13 protein-coding genes are annotated in these 15,580 nt (G+C 50.6%); 11 read left to right on the forward strand and 2 right to left on the reverse strand.

What is annotated here, in order from left to right; genetic code table 11:
• From P1P89_04825 to P1P89_04860, 8 genes are all read left to right on the forward strand, one after another.
• Nucleotides 1–270, forward strand: a 270-nt coding sequence (locus tag P1P89_04825) for a hypothetical protein (protein MDF1590819.1), incomplete at its 5' end; no start/stop codon positions are given.
• Nucleotides 271–572: 302 nt separating this feature from the next.
• Nucleotides 573–2,585 (forward strand): hypothetical protein, encoded by a 2,013-nt coding sequence (locus P1P89_04830; GenBank protein MDF1590820.1) that lies wholly within the window; start codon nt 573–575, stop codon nt 2,583–2,585.
• Between the two features lie 15 nt (nt 2,586–2,600).
• The gene (locus tag P1P89_04835) at nt 2,601–3,914 is read left to right on the forward strand and encodes an MFS transporter (protein ID MDF1590821.1); all 1,314 of its coding nucleotides are present in this window, start codon (nt 2,601–2,603) and stop codon (nt 3,912–3,914) included.
• A gap of 185 nt (nt 3,915–4,099) precedes the next feature.
• Nucleotides 4,100–5,641, forward strand: coding sequence for a response regulator (locus P1P89_04840; protein ID MDF1590822.1), 1,542 nt, complete (start codon nt 4,100–4,102; stop codon nt 5,639–5,641).
• A 169-nt stretch (nt 5,642–5,810) separates the two neighbouring features.
• A complete protein-coding gene (locus P1P89_04845) occupies nt 5,811–6,032 on the forward strand; it encodes an AtpZ/AtpI family protein (GenBank protein ID MDF1590823.1) in 222 nt (73 codons plus the stop codon).
• 58 nt (nt 6,033–6,090) lie between these two features.
• Nucleotides 6,091–6,477, forward strand: coding sequence for an ATP synthase subunit I (locus P1P89_04850; protein MDF1590824.1), 387 nt, complete (start codon nt 6,091–6,093; stop codon nt 6,475–6,477).
• Between the two features lies 1 nt (nt 6,478).
• Complete coding sequence (gene atpB, locus P1P89_04855) at nt 6,479–7,177, forward strand: F0F1 ATP synthase subunit A (protein ID MDF1590825.1); 699 nt, start codon at nt 6,479–6,481, stop codon at nt 7,175–7,177.
• A 74-nt stretch (nt 7,178–7,251) separates the two neighbouring features.
• Nucleotides 7,252–7,533, forward strand: coding sequence for an ATP synthase F0 subunit C (locus tag P1P89_04860; protein ID MDF1590826.1), 282 nt, complete (start codon nt 7,252–7,254; stop codon nt 7,531–7,533).
• 59 nt (nt 7,534–7,592) lie between these two features.
• Here the strand turns inward: P1P89_04860 and uvrA are convergent, their stop codons facing one another.
• On the reverse strand, nt 7,593–10,406 hold the full coding sequence (gene uvrA, locus P1P89_04865; protein ID MDF1590827.1) for an excinuclease ABC subunit UvrA: 2,814 nt from the start codon (nt 10,404–10,406) through the stop codon (nt 7,593–7,595).
• 731 nt (nt 10,407–11,137) lie between these two features.
• Between uvrA and dnaA the strand changes: the two genes are divergently transcribed.
• From dnaA to P1P89_04880, 3 genes are all read left to right on the forward strand, one after another.
• Nucleotides 11,138–12,478, forward strand: a complete 1,341-nt coding sequence (dnaA, locus tag P1P89_04870; protein MDF1590828.1) for a chromosomal replication initiator protein DnaA — start codon at nt 11,138–11,140, stop codon at nt 12,476–12,478.
• A 281-nt stretch (nt 12,479–12,759) separates the two neighbouring features.
• On the forward strand, nt 12,760–13,560 hold the full coding sequence (locus P1P89_04875; protein MDF1590829.1) for an inositol monophosphatase family protein: 801 nt from the start codon (nt 12,760–12,762) through the stop codon (nt 13,558–13,560).
• Nucleotides 13,545–13,742, forward strand: a complete 198-nt coding sequence (locus P1P89_04880) for a hypothetical protein (GenBank protein ID MDF1590830.1) — start codon at nt 13,545–13,547, stop codon at nt 13,740–13,742. The genes P1P89_04875 and P1P89_04880 overlap by 16 nt, the downstream gene beginning before the upstream one ends.
• 176 nt (nt 13,743–13,918) lie before the next feature.
• Here P1P89_04880 and hflX read toward each other — a convergent pair whose 3' ends face one another.
• Nucleotides 13,919–15,550 carry a GTPase HflX gene (gene hflX / locus P1P89_04885; GenBank protein MDF1590831.1) on the reverse strand — a complete coding sequence of 544 codons (1,632 nt, stop codon included), beginning with the start codon at nt 15,548–15,550 and terminating at the stop codon, nt 13,919–13,921.
• Nucleotides 15,551–15,580: the final 30 nt, after the last annotated feature.

The following is a 15,580-nucleotide window of genomic DNA, read 5'->3' on the forward strand; positions in this document are numbered from 1 at the left end:
TCTGTTTTTGCCCTGCCGTTTCTGTATTTTTACCTGCACTGGCAAAGCGGCAAAAAGGGAATTGAAATCGAGAACCGTCCGGTTCTGGCCATTTTGAAGCAGGTGGCTGAAATCAAGTTTGAACTTTCCCTGGCACAGCAGGAGATCGAGCGGCGCAAAACAGCGGAAAAGGAACGGGACAAGGTCATACAAGAGCTTCAGAAAGCCCTTTCAGAGGTCAAGACACTGCGGTTTTTTACCCATATGCAGCAGCTGCAAGAGCATACGTGACGATAAAGGGTACTGGAACCGAATAGAGAAATATATCCAGGACCATTCCGATGCTGAATTCAGCCACGGTATTTGTCCGGACTGCGTTAAAAAATTATATCCGGATATAAAAATTTAAGACGGATCGCAGGTGTATCTATTTGGTTTCTTTCTTTTTTTATCCTTTATATATGTCTTGATTTACCAGCAGTTATTGCCTATATTTCTAAAATGTACGACTGCATAGAAACCCCTGCAGTTGCATATAGAACATGAAACAAAAAGCAACTGCGTCAAATGGTTCTTTAACCGGAGCATTGGAAGTGGAACCGAACAGCCAGAACCCAGCAGATGAAAGCAAAATTAGCGAGGGATTTGTCCGCTGTGACGCCTTGACCCGAACGGGTTCACCCTGCAAGAATCTTGCAATCGCAGATGGGCGCTGCTGGATTCATGGGGGCCGCAAAAAGAAATCCCCGCCTGAAAATGAAAATATTTCAGGTGCAGGACCGGTTTTAGCAGAAGCTGCGGCAATGTCCGTTCAGGAAAAGATCGACGCTGAAAACACGGACAGTGGTGCAGAAACGGGGTCGATCAGCGATCCACCGGCCATCGAGTTCCCCGGGACTGTTGAAATCAGTGCAGCAGATATCGAGCTGATCAGCGAGGGGGAGGCGCCGGGGGGCCTGCCGGAGGCCGCTGCATCGTCGCCGGCTGAAGCCGGCCCACCGGAAATTGTGTGGGAGGATGAACGGCCGGACAAGGCGGAGCCGGTAAGCGGAGCCGCTGAACTGGACATTTTGTGGGAAGATGGACTGCCGGATGAGGAACCGTCGGAAGACGGGATGGAACTGGGCATCGAAATCGATGCCGGGGAAACTGATGCAGATGAATCGGAAGATCAGCCCCTTTTGTTACCGGACGGTGAACTGCCCGGGGAAGAAACCGAAGGGGACATCGACTTCGATGCCGATAGTCTGGGATTGGAAATGGAGGAGGAGCCCGGCATTGAAACGCCGGAATCGGCGTTGCAGCAAAGACCGGGGTTTGAGGATTGGGCTGATAAGCCCGATAAGGGGCCGTCAGATGAAGCAGTGACGGATGCATCGGTCGGGAGTCCGGACGTCAGCCTGGAGATGCAGGCTGAATCCGAGGAAGCAGCTCCTGACAGAACACCTCTAGCGGCGGCGGGTGCGGCTGAATTTGAAGACCTGGAGCTGGAGATTTTGCCGGATGACGAACTGCCGGCCGAGGAGATTGCGCCGGGAGTCGATTACGCCGCCGACAATGAAAGCACGAATGCGGATTTTTCAGAAGGGGCGCCCTTTAAAGCCCCCGGGGCTGAAGATGAGGATGTCATTCTTGAAGTCTTGCCCGATGCAGGCGCGGACCAGGCGGCTGACGAGGCTGATATCGAAATAGATCTTGATGACGATACGGTTTTCGATTCCGGAGAGTCAGTGGCCATATCCGGCCATGAAAGGGAGTCCGAATCCGAAGACGACTGGCTGGGGGTGAACGATATTAACCGGTTCGGGGCTGCAGCCGGACACCCGAAAGTGAATGACGTGCCTGAATTCGCGGCCCCTGATGGCGAACAACCAAACCGTCCGATTCCCCAAGCGTTCTACCCGCGCCAAACGGGTCCGGGTTCAGGTGATGTTGCACCGGAGTATAAAACCCGGACGACTATCGGCAAGTTTCAAGAGATCCATGTGGATCCTTCCCGCAAGAGTGAGCCAAAGAAAACAAAGGCGCTGAAACCACCGGGTCAAAAAGGGGCATCTTTCTGGCGAAGACGTGTCGGCATCCCCGCACCGTTATTCTGGGGGATGACATGTCTGCTGCTCTTCCTGGGGGGGATATCCGTTCTGCATTACGGTCTCGGCATACGCATCCCTTATATCAGTGGCATGTTGCGCCCTAAAGTTAAGGACTTAGGCAATCTTAAGATAGCAGTATATGGAACTGAAAGCCGGTTTGTACAAAATTCTCATAGCGGCCCGCTGCTGGTTATTTCCGGCTGGGTTCGGAATGACTACAATGCGCCCCGCGGGCAAATCCGCGTTACCGGAAGACTCTTTACCCATAATAATTTCGTAAAATCGCAGACTGTTTATTGCGGCGATCTGATTTCGGATGAAGCGCTTGGCGGCCTTTCTGCGGAAACCATTCAAAAACGCCTTTCAGAACGGCTTGACGTTATAGGGCCGAAAGAAACGGTGGCGCCCCGGCAAACCCTTCCCTTCATGATCGTTTTTTCCCAACTGCCGGAGGACTTGGCGTCACTGGAAAAATATACGGTTGAGGTAACCGGTTCATCTCAGACCAGATAAAACAGGAGATCGGGTTTGGCCTACCTGCCGCCCAAGTCATATAACTATCGCTATGTAATCTGCGCGCTGATATTCAGCGGCTATGTGCTTGTTTTTTTTCAGCGCCTATGCCCGGCCGTACTGGCGCTTGATATCCAGGCGTCCTTTGGTGTGGGGGGGACGCTGCTGGGTGTCCTGGCGTCCGCGTATTTTTATCCCTATGCCCTGATGCAACTCCCCACCGGGCTGCTGGTCGATCGCTGGGGGCCGCGCTATACGGTTTCCTTTTTTTTTGTCATCGCCGCGCTGGGCGCCCTTTTGATGTCGCACACCAACAGTCTGGCCACCGCCGTTTTCGGACGCGTGCTGGTGGGGCTGGGGGTATCGACCCTGTTTGTGTCTAATTTTAAACTGATCGCTGAATGGTTTGACCCCCGGCAGTTTGTGATTATGGGCGGTCTTTTTATGGCAATGGGCGGTGTGGGCGCCCTGCTGGCCAGTGCGCCGCTGGCCTGGGCCAGCAGCCTGATGGGCTGGCGCATGACCCTGGCTGCTGTCGGAGCGTTGACATTCGTGATGGCCGTCCTGATCTTTGTCTTTGTACGCAATCGTCCGTCGGATATGGGGTTGGCGCCGATCCGAACGGTTCCGGCTGCGGGATCGGTTCCTGACATCCCCCTCTGGCAGGGCCTTAAAACCGTGGTGACGTCCGGACGTTTTTGGCCGATATCGATCTGGGGGTTTTTTGCACCCGGCATCGCCTTTGCCGTCGGCGGGCTCTGGGGCGGTCCTTTTCTGATGCAGGTCTATGGCCTCAGCAAGCCTGCGGCCGGCGGGATCCTGTCGATGTTTGCGCTGTCTTTGATTTTAGGCAGCCCCTTGCTGGGCTGGACCGCCAATCGGCTGGGCCGAAAAATTGTTCTGATCGGCTGCAGTACGCTGATGCTGCTCGCTTCTCTGACACTGTATCTTTTCATGACGCGGTTGAATCCGGCCGGGTTGTACGTTCTGTTCTTCTGTATTTTTTTGGCAGGCGGCGCTGCCGGTCCGATTCAGGCCGCTGTTTCCAAAGAGCTTTTTCCCATGGCGATCGCCGGAACGGCCATGGGTTGTGTCAATATATTTCCCTTTTTTGGGGGCGCCTTTTTCCAGATTCTGGTGGGAATGATCATTGCTGGGGATGAGACTGGCGTGCGTTCCGCCGTCCTAAGCGCTTACCAGAAGATGTTTCTGATCTACTGCGTGGGCGCACTGGTATCGCTGGCGGCGTCCTGCCTGATGCCGGAAACCCTTGACAAAGGGGGCGAGGTTGTGGATTTCGGGCTAAAAGACAGGCCTTCCATGCCGTAAAACACGCTGAGGAATTTACCTTGTGGTATAGATAATCCTGCCCTTTTATGATACGATACAACCTGCTGATATGGCCGGGCTAAAAATGAATTGCAGCACCCCGGGAGAGCAGGCGGGGGGGCAAGCGGTGTTCTGCCTGAAATAGTTTTTGGAGTCCGTTCGGCCTAATTTGTGTGAAGAGACCAATGGAAAACAAGAGAACCGAAACGATCCTTTTCGTAGACGATGAAGTGGATATTCTGGAATTGGCCGACGAGTATTTCCGGCACAAGGGGTATCAGGTTATAACCGCATCAAACGGCCATCACGCTGTGGAAGTCCTGAAGAACGAGAAAATAGATTGCTGCTTTACCGATATCAACATGCCCGGAATGGACGGGCTGGCGCTTGCCGAATATATCCGTGAAGCGGACAATACCATACCGGTTATCGTGATGACGGGCTATCCCTCTCTGGACAATACCCTCCACACCTTAAAAAATGGGGTGGTTGATTTTTTGATAAAACCGATCAGCTTGAATCAGATGGAGTTGTGCCTGCGGCGGGTGCTGCGGGAACGCGAGCTTTTCGTGGAAAATATTATTTTAAAGAAGGAGGTCGAAAGCAAAGCCCGGCTTGAGGTTTTAAACAAGGAACTCCTTTTTAAGGTCGAAGAGTTAAATATTTTAAATAAAATAATGAGTCATTTTACCTCGATTGACTCAAGCTTCGATATCTTTAAACGGGTTGTCGAATTGTCACTGGAGCTGAGCGGTGCGCAGGAGACGAAATTTTATGTCATCAATGACGCCGTCCAGCGACCTTTTGCAATCGCGGCGTCCGGCAGGGATTGCCCGGACGGCGGCAATGACGGGATGCAGGCCGTGGAATCCTTGATTATGGAGGTCGTTGCGGATGAATTGCCGCTGCTGATCGCTGAAAATAAAGGGGTACGCGGGTTGCCCCGGGATATATCGTCTCTGTTGCTGACACCTTTAAAAATAAAAGACAAGGTTTTCGGGGTATTAATGGCCACCATATGTACGGGATCGGCCCGGTTCACCGATAAAGACCTGTTTTATATGTCTTTTATGACGAAAAACGCTGCCTATGCCATTGAAAACCTGGCGCTGTATGAAAATATCTATCAGAATCTTTTTGCAACCCTGTACGGGTTTGTAAGGGCCCTTGAATTTCGCGATCTCTACACCCAGCAGCATTCAATCCGTGTGACCGATTTATCGATATTAATCGGTCGGGAACTGGGGTGCGCCGCCGAAGAGATTGATATTCTCAATGTGGCCGGTCGCCTCCATGATATCGGCAAGATCGGCATCCGGGATGACATTCTGCTGAAACCCGGACAGTTGACCGATGTGGAATTCCAGAAAGTCCAGGAGCATCCCAACATCGGCGCAGACATTGTCGGAAAGCTGGGGATGTGGGGCCGGGAACAGCAAATTATCCGATGCCACCATGAGCGTTTCGATGGGTCGGGATATCCGCGCGGCTTGCAACATGACAACATTCCGCTGTTGGCCCGCATTCTGTTTGTGGCGGATGCCTTTGATGCCATGACGTCGGATCGGGCCTATCGGAAAAAGCTGGACATCAACAGCGCCATGCAAATGCTGCTGGCCGGGGCCGGCACCCAGTTTGATCCCGAAATAGTGAAGGTTTTTAACGACCTCCATCGAAAAGGGGTTATTTCAAAATGGGAAAATACCGGAGACTCTCCACAGCCGTAAATTCCCATACAGCTTACAAAAAGGGAAACTTGCGGGGATAGAGCGGCGGGGCGTCTCTATACGCCGGGGAGTGCCGGCAGCAGCCAAAATACCATTGACTTGCCGGATTTCATATGTTAATTAAATCACCTTTGGTTGATTTTTTTGATGATGCTGGGCGTTCTTTTCTATGCAAAGAGAAACCAGACGTTATATCAGGGATCTCGCCTATTTCGGCAGTCTGGGTTTCCAGATAGCGCTTCCCATTGTCATCTGTTATTTTATCGGAAACTATCTTGATGAAAAAGTGTTTCACTCGTCACCTTGGGCGGCACTTATTTTTCTTGTTTTGGGAATCGCTGCCGGCTTTAGAAATATCGCGCTGGCGATAAAAAAAATAAGAAAGTTCTAACGTGCCTCTCAAAATGAGGCGTTCGGCAACTGTCCTAAAAAGCTGAAAGACATGTTGTATGGGTATCCAACAGCGCATACTTAGATTTATCAACTATTCCAATTGGGTCGTGCTTTTGATTGCCAGCATCGCCGCCGGCATCATCGCAAAGTTTGATTTTACCATGGGGATTATCGCCGGCGGTCTGATTGTTACCATCAACTTTCACCTCATGTATCGTACCCTTAAAAAGGCTTTTAATCGAACCCGCCTTCCTTCAGTCAAATCCATCGTTGCCAGGCACTATTTTCGGTTTATGCTCAGCGCAAGTCTTATCTTTGTTCTGATTTCAAAACATATGGTCGACCCCGGGGGGCTGTTGATCGGTCTTTCTGTCGTGGTGGTGAGCATTAAGATCGCAGCCCTGTACGAGTTAAAAAATATTATTTTCAAGGAGGCAACTTAAGTTGGAACATCCGTATCTTTTTCTGGTCAAGGCCACTGAATTTACCGGCATTAAAAGTCTTGAGCACTTTGCGCATGCCTATCCACATGTTCTTTATTCCTGGCTGGTAATGATCGTTCTGATCGTGATGGGAAGCATTGCCACCCGGAACTTAGCCAGCATCCCGACGAAGATGCAGAATGTTTTTGAATTTGTTGTCGTGGGTCTTGAAGATTTTATCGTCGATATTACCGGCGAGGAGGGCCGCTGGTTTTTTCCGGTCCTGGGAACGGTATTTCTGTATATCTTCGTCTGCAACCTGATCGGACTGGTTCCCGGATTTTTTCCGCCGACGGCGAGCTATAATACGACCCTGTCATGCGCCATCGTTGTTTTTTGTTTTACGCATTATATCGGTTTCAGGTACCATGGCGCCAAGTATTATAAGCACTTCATCGGACCGGTATGGTGGCTGGTCCCAATTATGCTGCCCATTGAATTGATCAGCCATTTTGCCAGGGTGCTGTCGCTGTCCATGCGTCTTTTCGGCAACATGAGCGGGCATGAATTGGTCTTGGCGATCCTTTTCGGTCTGGCCGGCGCTTTTTTTGTGCCGCTGCCGATCATGGCAATGGGGATCTTTGTTGCCTTTGTTCAGGCGTTTGTGTTTTTTATGCTCTCGATCATGTATTTTGCCGGCGCGATGGAACATGCGCATTAAAAAAAGCCTTAAATAATCAAGATGGGAAAGTTAGAAGAAGCCAATGAATCACACCTAAAAGGAGGAAGCTGAAGATGGAAGAACATGTGTTGAAATTTTTTACGGCCTGCGTTACGGCTGCCGGATTCGGTATCGCTATCGCAGCTGCGATTGGCGGCATCGCACAGAGCTTGGGGTTGAAAGCCGCGGTGGAAGGGATTGCCAGAAACCCCGAATCTTCGGGCAAGGTCACGGTTACCATGATTATCGGTCTGGCCCTGATCGAGTCGCTGGTTATTTATACCCTGGTAATTGCCTTTATGCTTTTGGGGAAAGCCCCCCAACTGGCAGATATGCTGAAGTTGCTGGGTCAATAGAAAGTTTCCATTCCTAATGAAGCAGGGGCCGTGTGGGTTATCCACACGGCCCCGATGTTTTATAAGTATTTTCTTAAATATCGACCGGTATGGGAAGCATCGTTTCCGGCAAGTTCTTCCGGCGTGCCGCACCCCACCACATACCCCCCCGCATCCCCGCCTTCCGGCCCCAGGTCGATGATGTGGTCGGCGGATTTGATGACATCCATGTTATGCTCAATGACAATGACCGTATTGCCGGTGTCCACCAGCGTGTTCAGGACATTCAAAAGTTTCTGAATGTCGTCGGCATGCAGGCCGGTGGTCGGTTCATCCAATATATAGACCGTCCGGCCGGTGCTTCTTTTGCTTAATTCGCGTGACAGCTTGACGCGCTGGGCCTCTCCGCCCGACAATGTGGTGGCCGGCTGTCCCAGCCGGATATATCCGATACCGACATCCGCCAGGGTCGTCAACTTGACGCGGATGGTGGGGATGTTTTTAAAAAACTGGAGGGACTGGTTGACGGTCATATCCAGAATGTCCGCAATGTTTTTACCCTTGTATCTGATCTCGAGGGTTTCACGATTGTACCTTTTCCCCTGGCAGACATCGCAGACAACGTAAACATCCGGCAGAAAATGCATTTCAATTTTTATGATGCCGTCGCCGCTGCAGGCTTCGCAGCGGCCGCCCTTGACATTAAAACTGAAACGACCGGCTTTGTAACCGCGCATGCGGGCTTCGGGTGTCTTCGCAAAAAGTTCCCGGAAGTGGGTAAACACACCGGTATACGTCCCGGGGTTTGATCGCGGTGTCCGGCCGATGGGGGACTGGTCGATGTTGACAATTTTATCGATATGCTCAATTCCGGCAATGGATTGATATTTTCCAACGGGAACGCGGGCGTGGTAGAGGCGCTGGGAAAGGACCCGAAAAAGGGTTTCCAGCAACAGGGTTGATTTTCCCGAACCGGACACGCCGGTGATGCAGACAAAGAGGCCCAGGGGAAACACGACATCGATGTTTTTAAGATTGTTTTCCGCGGCTCCCAGCAGGACGAGCTTTTGCTGCGAGCCGGAACGACGCCTGGCAGGGATTTCAATCCGTTTGCGACCGGAAAGATATTGACCGGTCAATGATTTCTCGCAGCGCATCAACTGGGCCGGTATCCCTGAAAAAACCACTTCGCCGCCCAGCATTCCTGCGCCGGGTCCCATATCCACAACATGGTCGGCTGCACGAACAGTTTCTTCATCGTGTTCGACGACCATGACGGTATTGCCGAGGGCCCGCATCTGCATCAGGGTTTTCAAGAGCCGCTGGTTGTCGCGCTGATGAAGACCGATACTGGGTTCGTCCAGAACATACAACACGCCGGTCAATTTTGATCCGATCTGGGTGGCCAGCCGGATGCGCTGGCTCTCTCCGCCGGAAAGGGTGTAGGCCGAGCGGTCAAGGGTCAAATAGTTGAGCCCCACGTTTTCAAGAAACGTCAGTCGTTCAATAACTTCTTTCAAGATCCGTGAGGCAATAATTTTTTTTTGGCCGCTTAACGTCAGGCTGTTAAAAAAAGTGTGGGCCGACGCTACCGATAGCGCAGTGATTTCAAATATTCGCCGGCCGCCGACCTGGACTGCGCTGCTGATCCGGTTGAGCCGGGAGCTGTTGCATTCCGGACAGATACGAAAGTTCATGAACCGCCGGATTTCATCGCGGGACTGGTGGGAGTCGGTTTCGAGATAGCGTCTTTCAAGTTTCGGCAGGATTCCTTCAAAGGGCTTTCGATAGGTGTAGCGGCGGTTATTGCGCTCAAAATAATAGGTGATTTCTTCTTGACTTGAGCCGTATAAGAGCACCTGTCTGAATCGTTCCGGAAGATCTTTGTAGGGGGTATAAATATCCACGCCGTAGTGGCGTGTGAGGGCTTCTAAAAATTCGACAAAGTGAACGGAATTTCGGTTGGCCCAAAGGGCGATTGCCCCATCCCGCAGGGAAAGTTCGGTATTGGGAACGATCAATCCCGGGTCAAACTCCGTGGTTGAACCCAACCCGTCGCATTTTGGACAGGCGCCCTGGGGAGAGTTGAAAGAAAAGCTGGCCGGCGTCAATTCGGGGAAACTGATGCCGCAATCAATACAGGCCGCTTTTTCGCTGAAAAGATAGGACCCTTTTCCAACGACATCCACCCTAAGGATTCCATCTGACCGGGAAAGAGCCAATTCAAGAGAATCCGCCAGGCGATTCCTGATGGATTCCTTAACGATCAGCCGATCCACAACGACGTCTATGGTATGCTTTTTGTTTTTATCAAGCCGGCCGACGGATTCAAGTTCCAACATCTCACCATCTATCCGGACGCGGGCAAAACCCTCCTTTTTAAGCTGTTTGAAGAGCGCTTCGTGCGACCCCTTTTGGTCGGTTACCAGCGGGGCCAGGATGATGACCTTGTCGCCCGAACCCAGCGCCATAACCTTGTCGACTATCTGGTCTATGCTTTGCGATGTTATCTCCCGGCCGCAACGATAACAATGCGGCGATCCGACCCGGGCAAAGAGCAAACGTAAATAATCGTATATTTCCGTAACGGTTCCCACTGTTGAGCGCGGGTTATGGCTGGCTGTTTTTTGCTCTATCGCGATGGCTGGCGAAAGGCCGTCAATCGAATCGACGTCCGGCTTTTCCATTCTTTCCAAGAACTGGCGCGCGTATGTTGAGAGCGACTCGACATAGCGGCGCTGTCCTTCGGCATAAAGGGTGTCAAAGGCCAGGGTTGACTTGCCGGACCCCGAAAGCCCTGTTACAACAATGAGTTTGTTGCGCGGCAGTTCAATATCAATGTTTTTCAGATTGTGCTGCCTGGCACCCCGAATGATGATGGCTTCAGATTCCATAAAGTGATCATTTCCCGACAACGCCGGTGGATGGGCGCGACTGAATAAAATATTGCCCAGGGACGCCCCATCCGGCATATGTCATTATACCGCTTTCCATAATAAAGTTCCGAAACAATGAATTGCGGTATAAGCGGTTGTAGAAAAAAACGTTGGGATAACGGAACGTTTTTTTGACAACCGCTGTATAAGACGGCAAAATTAAATCGAAAAATTCATCATACTACAGAAACCCGGTTTTTTTTCAAATAAAATCATATTGATTTAGATTTGCAGTAAAGGGCTGCATCGGACCAACTTTAAACAGACGCTCTGAAATTAATTAGAAAATATTAGATAATAAGAGATAATGGTAGAAAATAAGAGATATTTTGATAAGGCATAATTGTCAAGATTCTAAGCAGAAGCGTGGATATGCCTAAAATGTTTAAAGAAATAGGATCTTTCCCGAAAGGGTTCATTCCGTAGCGATTGCAGGCCGGTTTAGTTATATATCAAATAAAAACAAAGAGATAAAAATTGTTCATAACTCGTTTGCAAATAAACTTTAACCCCTATTTTTTCGGTTTGACACCCGCGGGTCAATGCCATAAAAGATAACCAGTTTTTGGGGGGACAGTTTTTTCATAATCCGAGATAACTCTGTCAAACCGTTTGGTCTTGTTGCAATTTTTCCAATTATCTCTTCAATAACAACACCTTATTTTCATTAACGTCGATTTTTTTTATTTATGGAAGCTATCTGGCAAGAAGCCAAAAATGTTTTAAAAGAACAAATTCCACGCCACAGCTTCAGCATGTGGATTGAACCCATGGAGTTTGAAAAAGACAAGCCGGGCGGTCTGGTGTTGACCTGCCCGAATTTGTTTTCTAAAAAACGGGTTCTTGATCAGTACGGGGCCTTGATCGAGCAGGAAATGGCTCGGATTTCCGGCAATCCCTGCCGGCTTTTTATTACTGTGTCCGGCAGAAACGGAGATTCAAAATCAAAACCGGAGGAAGAACGTCAACTGCCGCTTCCCCACCTGAACCTGCAGCCCCACAGCGGGCGCCTGCTGCGGAAAGATTTTACCTTTGACCAGTTTGTTGTCGGGGATAATAATGATTTTGCCTATACAGCGGCACTTTCTCTGGCTTCACACAAAAATTCGCACCAAAACTCCCTGTTTCTCTTATCCAAGACCGGTATGGGGAAGAGTCATCTCTCCCAGGCCGTGGGCCATTCCATTTTATCTGAAACCCCGTCCGAGCGGGTCTATTATATCACCTCGGAAGACTTCACCAATGAAATGATTCATGCCCTGCGGCATGACGTCCTTGACAGGTTCAAAGAAAAATACAGAAAGCGCTGCGACGTGTTGCTGCTGGAGGATATCCATTTCCTGAGCGGAAAGGTGGGCACCCAAACCGAGCTCGCATTAACCCTGGATTGTCTGCTGGATGCCAATAAAAAATTAATTTTCACCAGCTGTTATTTGCCGGCCGACATCCCGAAAATGAATGAGCAGTTGAGTTCACGGCTGTCCTGCAGCCTGATTTCAGCCATTGATCCGCCGGATTTCAGGACACGGGTCCGGATTTTAGAAAAAAAAGCCAAGCTAAATGGATATGAGATGCCGGACGATGTTAAAAGTTACCTGGCAAGCGAGCTTTCAGATAATGTCCGGCAGCTTGAAAGCGGCCTGATCGGCGTGACCGCCAAATCTTCTCTCTTGGGTGCGCCCATTGATTTGGGCCTTGCCAGAAGCGTTGTCAAAAATATTGCCCGGCAGAGCAAAAATATTACCATTGATGTCATCAAAAAATTGGTGTGCAGGGAGTTTAACATTTCCATCGGCGATATCGTTTCACGGTCCCGCAAACAGACCGTTGTCCGGCCGCGGCATATCGCCATGTTTTTGTCCCGTCGATATACGGATTCTCCGCTGCAGGAGATCGGGCGTAGTTTCAACCGCTATCACGCCACAGCTCTTCATGCCATTGGGGTGGTGGAACGTGAATTAAGGCAAAGCGTTGCCATGCGCCGGCAGGTAGAATTTATAAGCAATAAACTTGAAGCCGGAAAGTTTTAACCCCCTTCCGTCCCTCCCGGTATCGGTTTTTTCAATTTTATCCCGGCATTTCCAGTTTGCGCCACCCCCTATATACCGCTTTCCATAATCAAGTTCCGAAACGATGAATTGCGGTATAAGCGGTTGTAGAAAAAAACGTTGGGATAACGGAACGGTTTTGTGACAACCGCTATATCCGCTTTGCAGCCGAAGGAATGGCCCGACCCGGGTCCGCTTAAACGTTCCGTCCCGGCCGAATAAATATTGACAGCACCAACTAAAAAATTATAGAAACACCCCTTATGTTGCTGGAATCTGAAAAAAGGGTGGGGGTTGCTGCAGCCTTTAAAGCTGCCGAAGTACTGCGGATGAAGCTTGGCCGGGTAAAAAGGGTCCGGAAAAAAGGAGCCAACGATCTCGTTACCGAAGCTGACGCCGAATCTGAAAAGGTCATCATCGATACCATTCGGGGCGCTTTCCCTCGCCACGGCATTCTGGCGGAGGAAAGCGGTGATGATATCGGGTCGGCCGACTGCTGCTGGATAATTGACCCCCTTGACGGGACAACGAATTTTGCCCACGGATTGGGGCTTTTTTCAATTTCCATTGCTTTTCGTGTAGATAAAGAGCTTGTTTTGGGCATTATTTTGAGCCCCATGACGGATGAACTCTTTATTGCAGCCAAGGGGCAGGGGGCCTTTTTAAACGGTCGGCCGATACGGGTTTCGGACGTGAAAACCGTTTCGGAAAGCCTGCTGGTCACGGGATTCCCCTACGACCTTGAAAATGTTTTTAGCCCGATGATGAATCGATTTACAAGCTGTTTAAAAGTTGCCCAGGGCGTAAGGCGGCTGGGTTCTGCGGCCCTCGATCTGTGTTATGTGGCCTGCGGACGTTTTGAAGCTTTCTGGGAACAGAATTTAAAACCATGGGATACGGCTGCCGGGGTGGTAATTGCCGGCGAAGCCGGGTCGGTTATTACGGATTTTTCGAACAGCGCATTTACGCTTGATAAAAGGGAAGTTCTGGCAAGCAACGGGAATATCCATCAGGAAATGCTTTCATTATTGGATTTAAAGGATGGGACATGCGAAAAGAGTTAATGCGGTCAGTTGCATTGGACGACTATCTGGGTTGTTTTGGTGGATTCAACATCAACGACAAGGTTTGTAAAAAGTTTTGTGCGCTCAATCTGCGCTGTGCCATTGAGCAGGAACAAAATGCGCGCATTGAAATTCTGGAAGAACTGATTTCAGACAACAGCCTCAATTTAAAAGTTCAATAGCCCAATTCAAATTATCTTATAAAAAATCTCTCTGCAGCAACTCGACTTGTCTTCGACCCTGAGCTCAGGCCGAAGGGGGGTTGTCGACAAGTCTTGCTCCAGGGGGATTCTTTTTTTTGAGAGATGCGTGGTCTGATTTGCTTGGTTTTTGTAAGTACCACTCTTTGCCCTGTTGTTTATACTGCGTTAGGGCTAATGCTGGAAGCCATTGCCTGGATCAAGTCGCCGAGGGTGGCGCTGTTATTGGCTGAAATAGCGATTCCTTTAATCGACCGGACGAAACCGGGGAGTGTTTCAGGCGGCACCCGGTCTTTTTTGTTCAATACCCGGATCGTAGGGATCCGGTGCAGGTTCAGATCGGTTAGGATTTTTTCAACGGATTCAACTTGGTCTTCGAAGCGCGGATTGCTGATATCAATAACATGCAGTAAGAGATCAGCGCTTTCAAGTTCTTCCAGAGTGGCGCGAAAAGCCACCATCAAATCCTTGGGGAGATTCTTGATAAACCCCACCGTATCCGTGATGATGACCTCAATGTCCCGGGGAAATTTCAAACGCCGGCTGGCAGGATCCAAGGTGGCAAACAGGCGGCTTTCGGCCAGCTCGTTGCTTTTGGTGAGCGAATTGAGCAGGGTCGATTTCCCGGCATTGGTGTATCCGATGATGGAAATAACCGGCAGCCCTTTTTTTTGCCGGCGGGCTTTTTGCTGCTTCCTGTGTTTGCGGACCTGGGTCAACGCCTTTTCAAGCCGTCCGATCCGGTCGCGGACCCGACGCCGGTTAATTTCCAGCTTGGTTTCCCCCGGACCGCGGCCGCCGATGCCGCCGGTCAAGCGCGACATGGCCGTGTTTTTCATTACCAGCCTCGGCAGCAGGTACTTGAGCTGGGCCAGTTCGACCTGAAGTTTACCTTCCCGGGTTTGGGCGCGCTGGGCAAATATATCGAAAATCAATTGGGTCCGGTCGATGACCTTAAGTGCGACCTGGTCCGTTATGGAGCGAATTTGCGACGCATTCAATTCCTGGTCAAAAACGATGAGGGTGACGTCCTTCTGCAGCGCCAGAATGGTTAGTTCCTGGAGCTTTCCGATGCCCATCAGGAACCGGGTGTCGGTCTGGTTTCGATGCTGCAGCACGGTTCCGATAACATGAATTCCGCCCGACAGGGCAAGCTCTTTTAGTTCCGCCATGCTGTCAAGGGAAACTTTTTTGGGTGCGGTGGATACGCTTACCAGCAGCGCGCGTTCTTTTTTCAGGTCGGCATTATAAGAAGCCCGGACATGGGCGAGTTCATCCTCAAGGGCCTTTATCATCTGCAGACAGCCGATTTCAAGCTGATGCGGAGATAGCGGCGGCAGTTGTTGATAGGGGGCCTCGGCCGTGTCTCCCGGCAGAATGTGGCCGGCGTGGACCTGACGGGGCAGCCCGTCCGCGTTAATGGTGACGGCGGCCATCATGTCCAGGCGCAGCAGGGCTAAATCGGTCAGATCGTCCCGGGTAAGGGGCTCGTCGCCGAGATGGGTATGCACGCACCGTAATCCTTTAAGTCGGCCGGGCGTAATGCGATAGGCGTCGGTATCGGGGATGACAATTTTTTGATGATCGCCGACAATGACATAGGAAATCTGGCCGTTGCGGTCTATCAACAGGCCGATCTGGCGGCGCAATTCATGCGAGATGAGGCAGATGTCGCGGGTGAGTTCGCTGGTTATTAGAAAATCAGGGGGGATTCGACGTCGGTAAAGATTTTCCAGCCGGCGAAAATGGTTTGCTTTCAGCCCGCCGGTATTTCCATAAATCCGCTTCATTAAGTTTTGATTTTTTTCCCCCTGATTGAT

This window comes from Desulfobacterales bacterium (assembly GCA_029211065.1).
Lineage (GTDB): Bacteria > Desulfobacterota > Desulfobacteria > Desulfobacterales > JARGFK01 > JARGFK01.

Coding starts and splice junctions, on each gene's coding strand:
- P1P89_04840 (MDF1590822.1), top strand. CDS start 4,100: ATGGAAAACAAGAGAACCGAAACGATCCTTTTCGTAGACGATGAAGTG.
- P1P89_04845 (MDF1590823.1), top strand. CDS start 5,811: ATGCAAAGAGAAACCAGACGTTATATCAGGGATCTCGCCTATTTCGGC.
- P1P89_04850 (MDF1590824.1), top strand. CDS start 6,091: ATGGGTATCCAACAGCGCATACTTAGATTTATCAACTATTCCAATTGG.
- P1P89_04860 (MDF1590826.1), top strand. CDS start 7,252: ATGGAAGAACATGTGTTGAAATTTTTTACGGCCTGCGTTACGGCTGCC.
- uvrA (MDF1590827.1), bottom strand. CDS start 10,406: ATGGAATCTGAAGCCATCATCATTCGGGGTGCCAGGCAGCACAATCTG.
- dnaA (MDF1590828.1), top strand. CDS start 11,138: ATGGAAGCTATCTGGCAAGAAGCCAAAAATGTTTTAAAAGAACAAATT.
- P1P89_04875 (MDF1590829.1), top strand. CDS start 12,760: ATGTTGCTGGAATCTGAAAAAAGGGTGGGGGTTGCTGCAGCCTTTAAA.
- P1P89_04880 (MDF1590830.1), top strand. CDS start 13,545: ATGCGAAAAGAGTTAATGCGGTCAGTTGCATTGGACGACTATCTGGGT.
- hflX (MDF1590831.1), bottom strand. CDS start 15,550: ATGAAGCGGATTTATGGAAATACCGGCGGGCTGAAAGCAAACCATTTT.